Source organism: Paenibacillus sp. RU5M (genome assembly GCF_900221055.1).
Lineage (GTDB): Bacteria > Bacillota > Bacilli > Paenibacillales > Paenibacillaceae > Paenibacillus > Paenibacillus marchantiae.
Genome location: NZ_OBQM01000001.1, coordinates 131467 through 146618, shown reverse-complemented (window position 1 = coordinate 146618; position 15152 = coordinate 131467). Strand labels below are relative to the sequence as shown.

Genomic DNA, 15152 nt, shown 5'->3' with positions numbered 1-15152 from the left:
GCTCAGCCTCCGTAACTACTGCGAATTTCGGCAATCGCGGCAGCGCGATCTTCACGTCCAAATACAGCACTTCCCGCAACGAGCACATCCGCTCCAGCTTCAACTACAAGCGGAGCCGTGTCGGCAGCAATACCGCCATCCACTTCAATATGCACGTCATGACGTCCTTTTTCGTTCAACCAGCTACGAATTTGCTTGATTTTGTTCATGGTGCCAGAGATGAAAGCCTGTCCACCAAAACCTGGATTTACGGTCATGACAAGCACCATATCCACATCGTCCAGCACTTCCTGAATAGCACTCGCCGGAGTTCCCGGATTAAGAGCAACCCCTGCTTTAACTCCCTGTTCCTTAATCAGATGAATAACCCGGTGCAGATGCACACAAGCCTCAGCATGAACCGTAATGACAGCCGCGCCAGCTTTTGCAAATTCCTCAACATAACGCTCTGGGTTCTCAATCATCAAATGCACATCAAGCGGCAAGCTTGTATGTGGAGCGATCGCTTTTACAATCGCAGGTCCAAGCGTAATATTAGGGACGAAATGACCGTCCATGACATCAACATGAATCCAGTCTCCGCCAGCAGCTTGGGCTTCCGCCACTTCCGCGCCGAGACGGGCAAAATCCGCAGATAAAATAGATGGGGCAATTTTAATCATATTAATACCTCCGCTTTTTGTCTTTCATTTCTGTAAGGAATTGTTCGTAATGCTTATAACGGCTTTCGGAAATCATTCCCTCCGCCTTGGCTGCAAGCACCCGGCAACCTGGTTCGTGCGTATGGGTACAGCCTCGGAACTTACACTGATCGGCATATTGAGCGAACTCCCGGAAGCAAGTGGATAGCTCCTCCACACCAATCTCCAGGAAGTCCAGTTGGCTGAATCCCGGCGTATCCGCGACAAAGCCACCATTATCCAGAGGTATGAGCTCCACGTGCCTGGTGGTGTGTTTCCCTCGGCCAAGGCGCATGCTGATTGCACTGGTCTCCAGGCTTAGACCTGGCATCAAGGCATTCAGCATCGAAGATTTACCTACACCGGATTGCCCGGAGAATACGCTAATCTTGCCGGCAAGACGCTCCTTGAGCAGTTCATTGCCTTCACCGGTTCGTGAACTGGTAGAGATAACTTCATATCCAATTCGCTCATACATAGCTTTTACTTCAGCCACTGTATCACGGGCATCGTTTTCTGGATCAGCTAGGTCCTGCTTCGTGAGCACAATCAGTGCATCCAGTCCAGCTTGTTCGATATGTACCAGGAATTTATCCAACAGATTGAGATTCATGTCCGGTTCCTTAACGGAAAATAACAGAACAGCCAGACTTACATTGGCAACAGGTGGACGAATTAACTCCGTCTCACGTTTGCGAATCTCATCTACTGTTCCTTCCCCGTTCTCTGTCAGCATATAGCTAACTCGGTCACCCACAAGTGGTGAAGTACCCCGTTTTCTGAAGATACCTCTGGCCCGGCATTGAACGGCGGAGCCTTCAACCGAAGGCACCCCGCTGTCTTCCAGTGGCATGACATAATAGTAACCGCTTAGCGCTTTAACGATGATACCTTCTGGCATAGCTCCGTCGCCCTCCTTTAATTTACAGTACATTTACCCTGAACGTCGGCAATAAGCCGCCCTTATGGACGGCTTGATGCGTTAACGACTTCCTTTTTCTTATCTTTTCCCTTGGCGAGACCATTTCCGTTCTTCATCGCAGAAGTATCTGCCTCGCCATTTTCCCCTTCACCCTCAACAGGTGTATCCGGTTCACCTTCCTGATTCGTATCCACGGTGCCTTCATCATCACCACCACCGCCTTGTTCAGGCTCCTCCGTTGTTGGAGGGGGGTCTGCACCCTTCTCAGGCTCAATGGTAGGCATAACTACCGTTCCGTTTTTGGCATCACTATAGGACACCAGATACGTATCCAAGAATTGGCCATCCCGGTAGACAGAGACAACACCGTCGACGTTTGGAGCCAGAATAAGCGGAATTGTCAGCGTTTGAGCAGACTTGATTGTCCGGGTCCCCCATTCTTGACTTTTGCCACGAGCATCTTCGAAAGTAATTCGAATTTTGCTGCTCTTTCCTATTTCTTTTGGCGAAACGTTAATGTTATAGGCGTAGTTCAATGCCTCTGGCGGATATCCAGTACTAATGAAAATGGTAATTTTGTCACCAGGATTCACGTCTGCACCGGCTTCCACAGGCCATTGCTGTGTCACGTTGCCTTTATCTACAGTGTAGCTCGACTCTTCCTGAACTTGAGCAAGGATTAACCCAGCGGATTTGAGCATACTCTCCGCCTCACTTCGAGTATGGTTTTTCAAATCCGGCATTTTTATCGTTTCGGAGCCTTTGCTAACGGTTAGAACAATTTCTGTCGCTTCAGGATCAAATTCTTCATTGACTCCAGGGGTCTGGGAGATCACATTCCCGGATGCAATGTCATTCGAGAAATCATCCTTGCGTTTGATCTGATCCCCGTTGATGCCAAGAGCGATCAACTTCTTGACAGCCTCATCATAGGTATTGCCTTCGACGTTGATCATTTTGGTCAGTTCTTTTTCCGCCCCAACACTCAACTGGACCTCGGAGCCTTCCTTGACCACATCGCCTTCATTTCGGGTCTGTTCAAATACAATACCGGGCTCCACATCCTCCTTGTATTGACGGATGACATTATCACTGACAACAAGCCCGTTATCCTGCAACATTTGACGAGCCTTTTCCTCGGTTTGGCCAATCACATTGGGTACAGTCACGTCAGGCACAACAAGCATGCCTTTTACGTACCATACAACCCCAACCATCGCGATAAGAATAAGCACGGTCAACGAGATCAGCAGCGCTGGCTTCTTCCAGTTCTTTGTTTTGGATTTGCCCTTGTTGTTATCTTGGTCAGACTCCATCACGGGTATAGCACCTGTGGATGTAACTCCACGCGGCTCCGGCTTGATCGCCGGCATAACACGGGTCTGATCGATATCATCCTCATCCGGAAAATCAATCTTCGTTTCATTACGTCTTTCCGGCATCAGGCAGGTTTCCAGATCCGTCTGCATTTCTTTAGCGGATTGGTAACGCTCCTGCGGATTTTTGCGCATGGATTTCAGAATAACGTTCTCCACGCTTTGCGGGATAAGCGGATTGAATTTGCGCGGTTCATCAAACTCTTCCTGCAAATGCTTCAAAGCAACGCTAATTGGACTCTCTCCCAGGAACGGAAGCTGCCCAGTCAGCATTTGATAGAGTACTATACCAAGAGAATATAAGTCCGACTTCTCGCCAGTCACGATGCCTTTGGCATGCTCAGGTGAGAAGTAATGTACGGAACCGACCACTGAGCCGGTCTGAGTAATCGTTGTGGACGTAACCGCACGGGCAATCCCGAAATCCGTTACTTTCACACGGCCATTACGACCAATCAATATATTATGGGGTTTGATATCCCGATGAATGATCTGATTATGATGTGCATGATCGAGAGCATCTGCAATCTGGGAGGCGATTCGAACGGCCTCGTCCACCTGCAGAGGCGCCCGTTCTTTAATAATTTCATTCAGGTTTTTGCCTTCAACATATTCCATGACAATATAATGAACGTCATCTTCCTGCCCTACATCATAAACACTAACTACGTTAGGATGTGACAGCGAAGCTGCTGATTGTGCTTCTCTGCGGAAACGGCGGATAAACTCTTCGTCATGAACAAATTGCTGCCGTAACACTTTGATGGCAACGTTCCGGTTGAGCAACAGGTCCTGGGCCTTATACACAAGAGCCATGCCGCCACCGCCGACACGCTCGATCACTTCATAGCGTCCGCCTAGCTGGTGCCCAATCATGACTCACACCCCGTTTCCGATATCACGGAACCTTCCTTTTGCAGTTCGAATAATGCCACCGTGATATTGTCATCTCCTCCAGCAAGCAAAGCCAGCTGAAGCAAGCGATCCGCACGATCTTCCAATGCCAGTTCCAGATTACCTGCGACCTGAATGATCTGCTCATTGCTGACCAGATTACTAAGCCCGTCACTGCACAGGAGAAGAACTTCGCCTTCTTCCAATTTGACGGTATCCAGATCCACCTTCACTTCCGCGTCTGTCCCAAGTGCACGTGTCAGCACATTGCGACGCGGATGATGAGAGACATCTTCTTTGCTGATCTGACCATTTTTGAACAATTCATTGACCAGTGTATGGTCCTCGGTCAACTGGATGACATTCTTGTTTGCAATTTTGTATGCTCTGCTGTCACCGATGTGACCAATAACACCTTCCGTATCATTCAATAATGCCGCAACCACGGTAGTCCCCATGTTGTGGTAATTATCATCCGAGGAGGCAGTACGGAAGATCACTTCGTTGGCATGCAAAATAGCATCGCTCAATGCGGCTGACAAAGACGCATGTGAAAGACCCGGCTCAAGCGTTCCCAGATCCTGCACCAACGTCTCTACCGCCAGGCGGCTCGCAGTATCTCCTGCAAGATGTCCGCCCATACCATCGGCAACAATACCCAGAATATAACCTGTATCGAGATTTCGAATCCAGGCTGAATCTTCATTCACCGAACGCACCCGTCCGATATGGCTCACATGAACTGTTTTGATCAAAACGTTCTCACCTCAACTCCATATGCTTTGCACGAAGCTGACCGCAAGCGGCAGCAATATCATGTCCCTGTTCACGACGAATGGTTACATTAACACCCTGCTCCGAGAGAATCTTCTGAAAATTGAAAATGTCGCTTCTGGATGTTCTTACGTACTTGCGCTCAGGTACATGGTTGACTGGAATCAGGTTCACGTGGCACAGCATGTTCTTAAGCACGCTTGCCAGTTCTGCCGCATGTTCCGGCTGATCATTCACACCACCGATAAGTGCGTACTCAAACGTAATTCTGCGACCCGTTTTCGCCAAGTAATAACGCAACGACTCCATTACATCCTCAAAAGGAAAACGGCGGTTTACTGGCATCAATTTGGAACGCAATGCATCATTTGGCGCATGGATGGAGATCGCCAGGTTAATCTGTGTATCTTCATCTGCAAACTTGTAAATGTTTGGTACGATTCCACTTGTGGACACCGTAATATGGCGCTGACCGATATTCAGCCCTTTTTCGTGAATCATGATACGCAGGAACGTCATTGTTGCTTCATAGTTCTCAAAAGGTTCACCTGAACCCATGATTACGATGCTGCTGACCCGCTCACCGCGTTCGTCCAAAATTTTCTGGGCTTGCACAACCTGAGCGACAATTTCCCCAGCCGTAAGGTTACGTTTCAGTCCGCCCAGCGTGGATGCACAGAACGTGCAACCAATCCGGCAGCCAACCTGTGTTGTTACACAGATGCTGTTACCATAGTTGTGCTTCATGATAACTGTTTCGATCGCATGATCATCATGCAGACCGAACAGGAATTTCACCGTTCCATCCTTGGATTCAAATTTCGTAATTTCAGTAAGTGTAACGAATTCAAATTGTTCAGTCAGCTTTTCACGCAGCGCTTTGGACAGGTTCGTCATTTCACTGAAATCATTCACACGTTTCACATAAATCCAGTCGAAGATCTGACCACCGCGAAAAGCCGGCTCCCCGTTCTCAACAGCCCACTGTTGCAGCTCCTCCAGGGAATAATCATATATAAAAGGTTTCATTTTGTTGTCAACACCTATTCCTTCTTTTCTTTTCATTCTTCCTATTCTATCACAAAGACCACTTTACATCCATGTATACCCTTGATGCCTGTACTTCATGCATTATAACACCTCAGTGCCTGCATCGCACCCTATCATCACTTTTTACTGATGTTAAACCTTGAGGCTAATCACAAAGAAATCCGCCGAAGTTCCCCTCGGCGGCTATCCTTCAGTGCTCTATTAAACTGTTAATCCGCTATCCTTGTCAACCTGGCAATGAAAAATCCGTCACTGTGAGCGTACTGTGGCAGGATCTGCACGCCACCGTTCACAACCTTCCACTCGGCTGTTTCCAGACCAGACCAGGCAGACTCTTCAGCCGCCTTGTATTCCGGATGCCGGTCCAAAAAGTCAGCAACTCTATGCTCGTTCTCCGCAGGCTCGATTGTACACGTACTATACACCAGAATACCACCTGGCTTTAATAGCGGTGCAACCCGATCCAACAGTTCACGTTGCAGATTGGAGATATCGTGGATATCTTCCACAGTTTTGGTCCATTTGACATCCGGCTTGCGGCGAATAACACCTAGACCGGAACATGGCGCATCCAGCAGAATGCGGTCAAACGATGCCTCCGGATAACGCGCATCCAGATCAAGCGCATCACCTGTCACAGCATCAATGCAGCTGAGTCCCAGACGATCTGCCTGATCCATGATCAACTGACGTTTGTGAGCATGTACATCATTGGCCACAATCCGTCCACGGTCCTGCATTTTCTCAGCCATATGGGCTGTCTTTCCGCCGGGAGCTGCACAGCAGTCCAATACAGTCTGACCTTCTTCAGGCCCAACTGCCTCGGCTACAAGCATGGAACTTTCATCTTGAACGGACAGCAAGCCATCCCGATACCAGGACGTAAGAGCCATGTTGCCACCACTACGAACGAGAATACCGTCTGGACTAAGTCGGGAAGGTTCCACGATCGCACCCGTGCTCACCATCTCTTGCATCAGTTTCTCACGTGTAGTCATTGTCGTGTTCACACGAACACTAACCGCAGGCGGTTCATTATTTGCACGACAGATCGCTTCCGCTGTCTCTTCGCCATATTGACTGATCCAGCGTTCGACCATCCACAGCGGGTGAGAATGTTCCAGTGAGATACGTTCAGCAGCGGGCAGATGTTCAGGGATGCGCAGCTCATCACGATTGCGAATCATGTTCCGCAGAACGCCATTCACCATACCGGAGATGCCCTGATGACCCAATTTCTTAGCCAAATTGACGGCTTCACTCACTACCGCGTGTTCTGGAATACGGTCCAGATATAACATCTGGTACACGCTGATGCGCAGCAGGCTGCGAACCCAAGGTTGCAGCTTGGATACACCTTTGGCTACATAGCGTTCCAGATAATAATCAAGGGTATTCCGTCTCGCGATCGTACCATAGACTAATTCTGTAGCCAGTCCAGCATCTGCCGGACTTAGCTCGGCCTCTTTCAGACGCCGGTTCAGCTCAAGGTTGCTGTAAGCTCCTTCTTGCTCAACGGCGCTCAGTACCTTTACGGCGAGTGTACGAGCAGATATTTTGGGCCGTTCGGAACGTGAGGAACCATTTGCCGAAGATGGGGATGCAGATGAATTTCCTGCACGACCCGGTTTTCCTGTGTTCGGACGACGTTGGTTTCCTCCGCGCCCGGATGCATCTCCTGCGACTTTATGACCATTTCCTGATGGACGGCCCGGTGTATTTCCGCTCATTGCAGCACCGTTCCTGGTTTCAGGGTACCACCACGGGCAAAGTCAGCAGCTTGCATTACTTTTTTGCCCGCGGGCTGAACCTCAGTAAGCCAGAGAGAACCGTCACCTGTGCGAACTTCAATCCCGTTTTTGCCCAATTGTAACACCGTTCCCGGCTCAGCTTGTCCAGCATCCGACGACGAGAGTACATCCGCCTGCTTCGGATTTGCTGCTGCCCAGACCTTGAAGACCTGATCATCCCACATCGTAAATGCACCCGAGAACGGCACAAGACCGCGAATCTGATTGAACAATTCACGCGACGTGCGATTCCAGTCCATCTTCTCGTCATCCCGAGTCAGATTACGTGCATACGAAGCCTCGGCTTCATCCTGTGGGACAGCCGTTGTTTCGCCAGCAACCAGCCGCGGCATTTCTTCCTGAAGCAATTTGGAACCCGCTTCGCTGAGCTTTACAAACATGGATCCTGATGTATCTTCATCCGTAATCGCCACTTCCACACGTGAGATCATATCTCCCGTATCCAAGCCTTCCGCCATAAACATCAGCGTAACTCCCGTCACTGGCTCTCCATTAATAATGGAGCGTTGAATCGGGGCACCACCGCGATATTTTGGCAAAAGAGAGCCATGCACGTTCACACAACCACGAACAGGCATATCCAGCACAGCCTTGGGCAGAATCTGCCCAAAAGCCGCCGTCACAATCAGATCCGGTTTCCATTCAGCCAATCGGGCTACAGCTTCTGGAGCACGCAGTTTCACTGGTTGAAATACAGGCAGGCCGTGGCGTTCTGCCGCAGCCTTGACTGGTGTTGGTGTAAGCACCTTTTTACGTCCCTGTGGTTTATCCGGCTGTGTCACTACCCCAACCACGTTATATCCCTCGGCAATAAGCATATCGAGAGATGGAACTGCAAATTCAGGCGTTCCCATAAAAACAATATTCAAATCGATCACTCCTTAGTTACGACGCGGCCCAGTTTGATCGGCTGCAATTTCGTACACTTTTTCAGCAATATCCGTAAAGAGCACGCCATCCAAATGGTCAATCTCATGTTGGAATGCGCGTGACAACAGCCCGCTGCCCGTAATAATCAGTTCCTTGCCTTCGCGGTCCAGCCCTTTGACTGTAACCGTCTCAAAACGACGCACATCACCGTTAATGCCAGGGATACTCAAGCAGCCTTCGGGTCCAAATTGCTCTCCCTCACTCGAAATAATCTCCGGATTGATCATCTTGATCAGCCCCTGCTCATCTCCGCAATCGATCACAATAAGCCGTTTCAAAATACCAACCTGTGGTGCAGCCAGACCTACGCCTTCAGCGTCATACATTGTATCTGCCATATCATCCAGCAGTTTCTGTACATTAGGTGTAACTTTAGTTACTTCTTTAGCTCTTTTGTGTAGTACCTCATCCGGTTCTTTCACGATAATACGAATCGACATGTTGTAAGCACCTTCCTAATCCTCATCATAATTTCAGGACATCAGGCTCATTTCAAAAATAGTACTGATTTTCTGCTATGTAGCAGGTATCAAAAACTGATTTTAAGATCGAGCCATCATTCATGTTGTTTTTAATCTATGTTTATACCGCTTGTTTACATCCGCATTTTAATACAAATGCTCACATTAACATTTGCGGGTCTACATCCAGACTAATTTGCAGTTTTTGCGCCTGAACATCGTCGTCCATGCGCTGGGCCGTCGCGAGCGCCAGTCCAATGGCGTCGACATCCCCCCGCCATTTTATCATACATTGGAATCTGTATCTATTCTTGATCCGAGGAATTGGTGAGGCTACCGGGCCAAGCACGTCAAAGGCATCATTGCTGAAACGATCCAAACTGCCTAACCAGCCAGCAGCATTTGCCTTTTCTTTCAGTATTCGTGTGTAGTTCTCAGCCAGCCGGATCAGTACCGGAAGCTGCTCATGTGAGAAGGTCACCAAAATCAGGCGACAGTAAGGCGGGTACTGCAAATTGCGCCGATGCAATAATTCCTCCCGGACAAACGAAACATAGTCATGCTGGCTCGCATGCCCAATCGAATAGTGCTCTGGTGTATAGGACTGTACGAACACCTCGCCCGGCAGTTGATGTCGACCTGCACGGCCCGCCACCTGGGTGAGCAGCTGAAATGTTTTTTCGGCAGCCCGAAAATCTGGCAAATTAAGTGCCGAGTCTGCTGTGATGACTCCAACCAAGGTGACATCAGGAAAATCAAGCCCTTTGGCAACCATCTGGGTACCCAACAATACGTCTGCCTTTTTCTCACGAAACTGCTTCAACAACTTCTCATGCGAACCTTTTTCGCTCGTTGTATCCACGTCCATCCGAATGACGCGAATACCCGGGAACAGCTTCGCCAATTCTTCCTCTACCCGCTGCGTACCTGTACCGAAATATCGAATATGCTCACTGCCGCAATCCGGGCACACTTCTGGTGCTGCTTCCGCATATCCACAATAGTGACAACGAAGATTATTGGAGCGCTGATGATAGGTTAATGAGATATCACACTCGGGACAGCCTGCAACGTATCCACAACTGCGACACATCACAAAGGTGGAATAGCCACGTCGATTCAGCAGAAGCACGGTCTGTTCCCCGCGTTCCATCCGCTCTTCCAATCCTTTGTGCAAGGCGCGGCTGAACATCGAGCGATTTCCGTCCTTCAACTCTTCGCGCATATCAACAATCCGTACCTCCGGCAGCTTATTACCAAGTGCGCGGGTAGGCATCTCCAACAAAAGTGGTGCAAAATCATCATTGCTCTGTGAACGAGCAGCATAATAACTTTCCAACGAAGGTGTCGCTGAACCCAGGACAACGACCGCCTGATGCTGCTGTGCTCTTTTTACCGCTACATCACGGGCATGATATTTCGGGGTTTCTTCCTGTTTATATGAAGTCTCGTGCTCCTCGTCCATAATGATCAGACCAAGACGACTAAACGGAGCAAAGACTGCTGAACGGGCGCCAATGGCAACTTTCACCTGACCTTCCCGAATTTTGCGCCACTCATCATAACGCTCTCCACCAGACAGACGACTATGCATCACAGCAACCTGATCACCAAAACGTCCTTTAAAACGCTCAACCATCTGCGGTGTCAATGCAATCTCAGGTACAAGCACAATTGCCTGTCGATCCTGTTCAATACAGCGCTGAATGGTCTGGAGGTATACTTCCGTCTTACCACTGCCTGTTACACCATGAAGCAAAAAGACGCCATGGCGCCTTTCCTGCAATCGACCATTAATATTGTTATAGACATGCTGCTGCTCTTCGGTCAGATTCAATGGCTCGGTCGCACGGAACTTACGGCCTTGATAGGGGTCACGAAAGACTTCGACGTCCTCCGTTACAACCAGCCCTTTCTCCTCCAGACCTTTGACTGTAGCCGCTGATACCTGAAGTGTGGACAGTAATTCTTTCATCGCCATCGGCAACAGTTCTTTCATTTCCAGCAAGAAAGCCAAAACTTCCTTCTGCCGTTGTGCCTTTGCCGGGAATGAATTCAATGCCTCTTCCGCAGCCGCTACATCAACAGCAAGGTCAATGGATTTCATCGTTTTTTTATTCAGCTTGTCCTTAATTGCCTGGCTTTCCAGCAGGACACCACTGAGTAATAACTTCTTGATCAGCACAGCATGATTGGGGTATTTACGACTCAGTTGTTGTAAGGGAACCTGCCCACGACTCTTCACAAAACGAATAATGTCTTGCTGCACCTTTTCTGAAGTCGACTCTTCTCCCCACACAAAAAGAACTTCTTCGCCTGACGCCGAACCTGCCATTTGTCCATCCAGCGCATCTCCAAGGGAGATATACCGTTCTGCTTTCCCTTTCAGCGCAGTCGGTACCATCACCTGCAAAGACAAAATGCGGTTGCTGGCATAACGTTCACTCATCCATTCGGCCAATTCAACCAAATCTTCTGACAACGGCGGAACGATATCCAGCAATTCCTGAATCGGTTTGAGTTTGAATTTCTCCGTACCCGTGCGAGGCACCAGATCAATCACGAAACCCTGCACCGTCCGATGACCAAAAGGTACACCTACCCTGCTGCCAATCTCAATCCATTCACGCATGGATTCCGGCACCAAATAATCAAACGGCCGGTCCGTTTCCTTCACAGGAACATCGACAATAACCTTGGCGATCTCCATATTAATTCCTCCCGGCAATGCGCTCCGCCGCAATCGAAAGCAACCGGCGAGCCACCTCTTCCTTGGCCACCACCTGAAGCTCTTCCACCAAACCTTCACGGTCATAGATGTGCACCGCGTTGGTATCTGTTCCAAATCCGGCACCCGCCTGGGTGACATCATTGGCTACGATCAGATCACAGTTTTTCCGTTCCAGTTTCTCACGTGCATACATTTCTAATGAATTTGTTTCCGCAGCAAAACCAATCAAAAATTGATGGCTCTTCTGCTTACCCAGCGTTTCAAGAATATCTATATTTTTAATAAGTTCAAGCGATAATGTATCGCCTTTCTTCTTGATTTTCTCTGTGTACACTTCCTTGGGGCGATAATCCGCAACAGCTGCGGCCTTAACCACGATATCTGCATTATCCCATTGGCTTACTACCGCATCATACATATCCTGCGCTGACTGCACCGGGATCACCTGTACATTCGCCGGTGGCTGAACCTGGGTATTCCCCATAACCAAAGTCACATCTGCCCCCAGATCACGCGCTGCCGCTGCAATGGCAAAACCCATTTTTCCTGAGGAATCATTGGTAATGTACCTTACCGGATCAATGCGTTCTATGGTACCTCCTGCAGTGACCACAACCTTCTTCCCGCTCAACAAAGAAAGCTGTTCATTACGTTCCCGTTTAACAGATTCCTGCTGTTCAAAAAAACGTTCCACCACATCGACAATCGTCTCTGGTTCTTCCAACCGTCCTTTACCCACATACCCACATGCCAGTTGACCTTCACCCGGTTCAATCATCATGGTTCCGCGCTCGGTTAACAGGCACATATTATGCTGTACCGCCGGATGATCATACATATGTACATTCATCGCTGGCGCAATCATCACCGGAGCAGTGGTTGCAAGCAAGGTTGTTGAGAGCATATCATCTGCCATCCCATGTGCCATTTTGGCAATCACATTGGCTGTTGCCGGAGCAACCAACACAAGATCGGCCATATCAGCCAGATGAATATGCGAGACGACCGAAGGCTCCCGCTCATCAAATGTATCACTATATACTACATTTCGGGTCAAGGTTTGCAGCGTTAATTCGGTAATAAACTGTTTCGCGGAATTCGTCATAATGACATGAACGTCCGCTCCTTTTTGCACCAGCCTGCTGCATAATGTAGCCGCCTTGTATGCGGCTATGCCGCCAGTCACACCAAGCACGATTTTTTTACCGTTCAACATGGTTATCCCCCCGATATATACGACCTTTATAAGGATGAATAGAGAAAAAAATAACAACCTCGCGGTTGTCAAATAAATCCGGCTTGCGCCGTATGCAGTTGAAGAGCAGCCGCAGGCGGCTTACTCTTCTTCCTCTTCGTCCTGTCCTTTGATGACAACGAGCAGATCACCATAAATTTCTTCAAGTGCAACGCCAACCTGTTTATGGGATCTGGCATTTCTCAAATCCGTTTTCTCACCTTCACGAAGCTGTCTTGCCCGGCGGGAAGCGGCAACAACAAGGGAATACTTGCTGTCGACTTTGTTCATCATTTCATCAATAGAAGGATACAGCATATTTACAAAACACCTCTTTGCATTAGTATAATCACAATTCGCCGCCTGACGGAATCATGGTGCACCGCTGGATACGTTAACCAGACTGGGGCTACTCTCATATATCCTATGACAGCAGCTCCACTGATTATCGCATTTTGCGGCGGCAAATGGATTATTTATTGATCTTACAATGTTCGGCGATAATGATGCTTTCTATTCGTTTACACGCCAAATCAATTTCATCATTAACGACAGCGTAATCGTACTGCTCCAGCAGACTGATCTCATCTACCGCGACGGACATCCGGTGATCAATCGTCGCCTGACTTTCCGTACCACGGCCCTGAATGCGATCTTTAAGCTCGTCCAATGAAGGAGGCAACAGAAATACAAAGATCCCTTCCGGGAACTTTTCTTTCACTTTCAACGCGCCTTGAACTTCAATCTCAAGAATGATGTCCCGGCCTTCGTTAATCGTTTTCTCCACAAAATCACGCGGTGTTCCGTAATAGTTCCCTACATATTCTGCGTGTTCCAACAATTGATCTTCAGCAATCATGTTCAGGAATTCTTCATGGCTTCTGAAGAAATAATTGACGCCATGTTCCTCACCCAGACGTGGCTGACGAGTCGTTGCCGATACAGAATAAATCAATTCCGGCACCCGTTTGCGCAAAGCGCTGCATACTGTACCCTTCCCGACCCCTGATGGGCCGGACAACACTACCAGTAATCCCTTAGACATATTACACTCCATTTTATTCGTCGTTGTCATCATCTTTCGAAGAAAGACGATGGGCGACCGTTTCTGGCTGAACCGCAGACAGAATGACATGATCGCTATCCGTAATAATAACGGCACGAGTACGTCTTCCGTATGTTGCGTCTATCAGCATATGACGGTCTCTTGCCTCTTGTATAATTCTCTTGATCGGCGCCGATTCCGGACTCACGATGGATATAATCCGGTTCGCCGATACGATGTTACCGAATCCAATGTTAATGAGTTTGATTGCCATAATCAGGTTCTTCCCCCTATACATGCGACTCTTTTGCCGAAATATGACCGTTCATTCGATATTCGCCGCTTGCTCACGAATTTTCTCCAGTTCCGCCTTCATCTCGACAACACGGTTCACCAGAGCCAAATGGTTGGCTTTTGATCCAATCGTATTGACTTCCCTATTCATCTCCTGAATAAGAAAGTCCAACTTGCGGCCTACTGGCTCATCACTTTTCAGCAGTTCCCTGCTCTGTCCAAAGTGACTCTGTAGACGCGTAAGCTCTTCCTCTATGTTAGAACGATCGGCAAACATAGCAATTTCCATACCTAATTTATGCTCGTCAAAAGGGAAAGAGCCTTCTTCCTGCATTTCCGTAAGCCTTTGTCTTAACTTGTTGCGATGATCACTCACCACAGTCGGCGCAAGAGCAAGCATCTCGGTATGCAGTGATTCCAGACGACTGACACGTCGTTCCAGATCACTGGCCAGATGAAGACCCTCGCGGGCGCGCATCTGCTCCAGACCGGATAAAGCCTCTTCCAACCCCTGCTGCAGGACACGCTCCCATTCGTCCTTCTGCTCTTCCGGAAGCGAACTCGTCCCATCCGAATGAACCATGACATCTGGAAGTGCCAGCATATCCATAATACTCGGTTTGCCCTGCATACCATAGCGGCTCTCCAATTGCTCTGCGGCCTGAAGATAGGCCCTGACCGCCTGCTCATTCAGAACAGCGGGAAGAGCCTGGTCTTCATCTTTTTCTTTCATTACATAAACATCAATCCGCCCACGTTTTAAGCGGCTCTGTACCTTTTTCCTCAATCCGTCTTCATAACACGTCCACTCTCTCGGGAGACGCATCATCACTTCGCAATAACGATGGTTGACAGACTTGATTTCCAATTGTACCTTATAGCCTCCAAAATGAAAGGCGGATTGACCGTATCCGGTCATACTGAATGACATCGGCATCACATCCGTTACA

At 48.8% G+C, this 15152-nt stretch carries 14 protein-coding genes; all 14 read right to left on the bottom strand.

What is annotated here, in order from left to right:
• Positions 1 to 2: 2 nt before the first annotated feature.
• Complete coding sequence (gene rpe, locus CRO25_RS00800; RefSeq protein WP_053784310.1) at positions 3 to 662, bottom strand: ribulose-phosphate 3-epimerase; 660 nt, start codon at positions 660 to 662, stop codon at positions 3 to 5.
• Position 663: 1 nt separating this feature from the next.
• Positions 664 to 1581, bottom strand: coding sequence for a ribosome small subunit-dependent GTPase A (gene rsgA / locus CRO25_RS00795; RefSeq protein WP_079694155.1), 918 nt, complete (start codon positions 1579 to 1581; stop codon positions 664 to 666).
• A 62-nt stretch (positions 1582 to 1643) separates the two neighbouring features.
• Complete coding sequence (gene pknB / locus CRO25_RS00790; protein WP_079694156.1) at positions 1644 to 3854, bottom strand: Stk1 family PASTA domain-containing Ser/Thr kinase; 2211 nt, start codon at positions 3852 to 3854, stop codon at positions 1644 to 1646.
• Complete coding sequence (locus CRO25_RS00785; RefSeq protein WP_064636613.1) at positions 3851 to 4627, bottom strand: Stp1/IreP family PP2C-type Ser/Thr phosphatase; 777 nt, start codon at positions 4625 to 4627, stop codon at positions 3851 to 3853. The genes pknB and CRO25_RS00785 overlap by 4 nt, the downstream gene beginning before the upstream one ends.
• A 7-nt stretch (positions 4628 to 4634) precedes the next feature.
• Positions 4635 to 5675 (bottom strand): 23S rRNA (adenine(2503)-C(2))-methyltransferase RlmN, encoded by a 1041-nt coding sequence (gene rlmN, locus CRO25_RS00780; protein ID WP_063565754.1) that lies wholly within the window; start codon positions 5673 to 5675, stop codon positions 4635 to 4637.
• A gap of 230 nt (positions 5676 to 5905) precedes the next feature.
• Positions 5906 to 7426, bottom strand: coding sequence for a 16S rRNA (cytosine(967)-C(5))-methyltransferase RsmB (rsmB, locus tag CRO25_RS00775; protein WP_079694157.1), 1521 nt, complete (start codon positions 7424 to 7426; stop codon positions 5906 to 5908).
• The gene (fmt, locus tag CRO25_RS00770; protein ID WP_063565603.1) at positions 7423 to 8376 is read right to left on the bottom strand and encodes a methionyl-tRNA formyltransferase; all 954 of its coding nucleotides are present in this window, start codon (positions 8374 to 8376) and stop codon (positions 7423 to 7425) included. The genes rsmB and fmt overlap by 4 nt, the downstream gene beginning before the upstream one ends.
• Positions 8377 to 8388: 12 nt before the next feature.
• Positions 8389 to 8877 (bottom strand): peptide deformylase, encoded by a 489-nt coding sequence (def, locus tag CRO25_RS00765; protein ID WP_024631117.1) that lies wholly within the window; start codon positions 8875 to 8877, stop codon positions 8389 to 8391.
• Positions 8878 to 9058: 181 nt separating this feature from the next.
• Positions 9059 to 11608 (bottom strand): primosomal protein N', encoded by a 2550-nt coding sequence (gene priA, locus CRO25_RS00760; protein ID WP_079694158.1) that lies wholly within the window; start codon positions 11606 to 11608, stop codon positions 9059 to 9061.
• Between the two features lies 1 nt (position 11609).
• Positions 11610 to 12845, bottom strand: a complete 1236-nt coding sequence (coaBC, locus tag CRO25_RS00755; RefSeq protein ID WP_079694159.1) for a bifunctional phosphopantothenoylcysteine decarboxylase/phosphopantothenate--cysteine ligase CoaBC — start codon at positions 12843 to 12845, stop codon at positions 11610 to 11612.
• A 120-nt stretch (positions 12846 to 12965) separates the two neighbouring features.
• The gene (gene rpoZ / locus CRO25_RS00750; RefSeq protein ID WP_024631120.1) at positions 12966 to 13181 is read right to left on the bottom strand and encodes a DNA-directed RNA polymerase subunit omega; all 216 of its coding nucleotides are present in this window, start codon (positions 13179 to 13181) and stop codon (positions 12966 to 12968) included.
• Between the two features lie 154 nt (positions 13182 to 13335).
• Positions 13336 to 13908, bottom strand: coding sequence for a guanylate kinase (gene gmk, locus CRO25_RS00745; RefSeq protein WP_024631121.1), 573 nt, complete (start codon positions 13906 to 13908; stop codon positions 13336 to 13338).
• A gap of 13 nt (positions 13909 to 13921) precedes the next feature.
• Complete coding sequence (remA, locus tag CRO25_RS00740) at positions 13922 to 14182, bottom strand: extracellular matrix/biofilm regulator RemA (protein ID WP_006209218.1); 261 nt, start codon at positions 14180 to 14182, stop codon at positions 13922 to 13924.
• Between the two features lie 51 nt (positions 14183 to 14233).
• A complete protein-coding gene (locus CRO25_RS00735; RefSeq protein WP_064636609.1) occupies positions 14234 to 15133 on the bottom strand; it encodes a YicC/YloC family endoribonuclease in 900 nt (299 codons plus the stop codon).
• Positions 15134 to 15152: the final 19 nt, after the last annotated feature.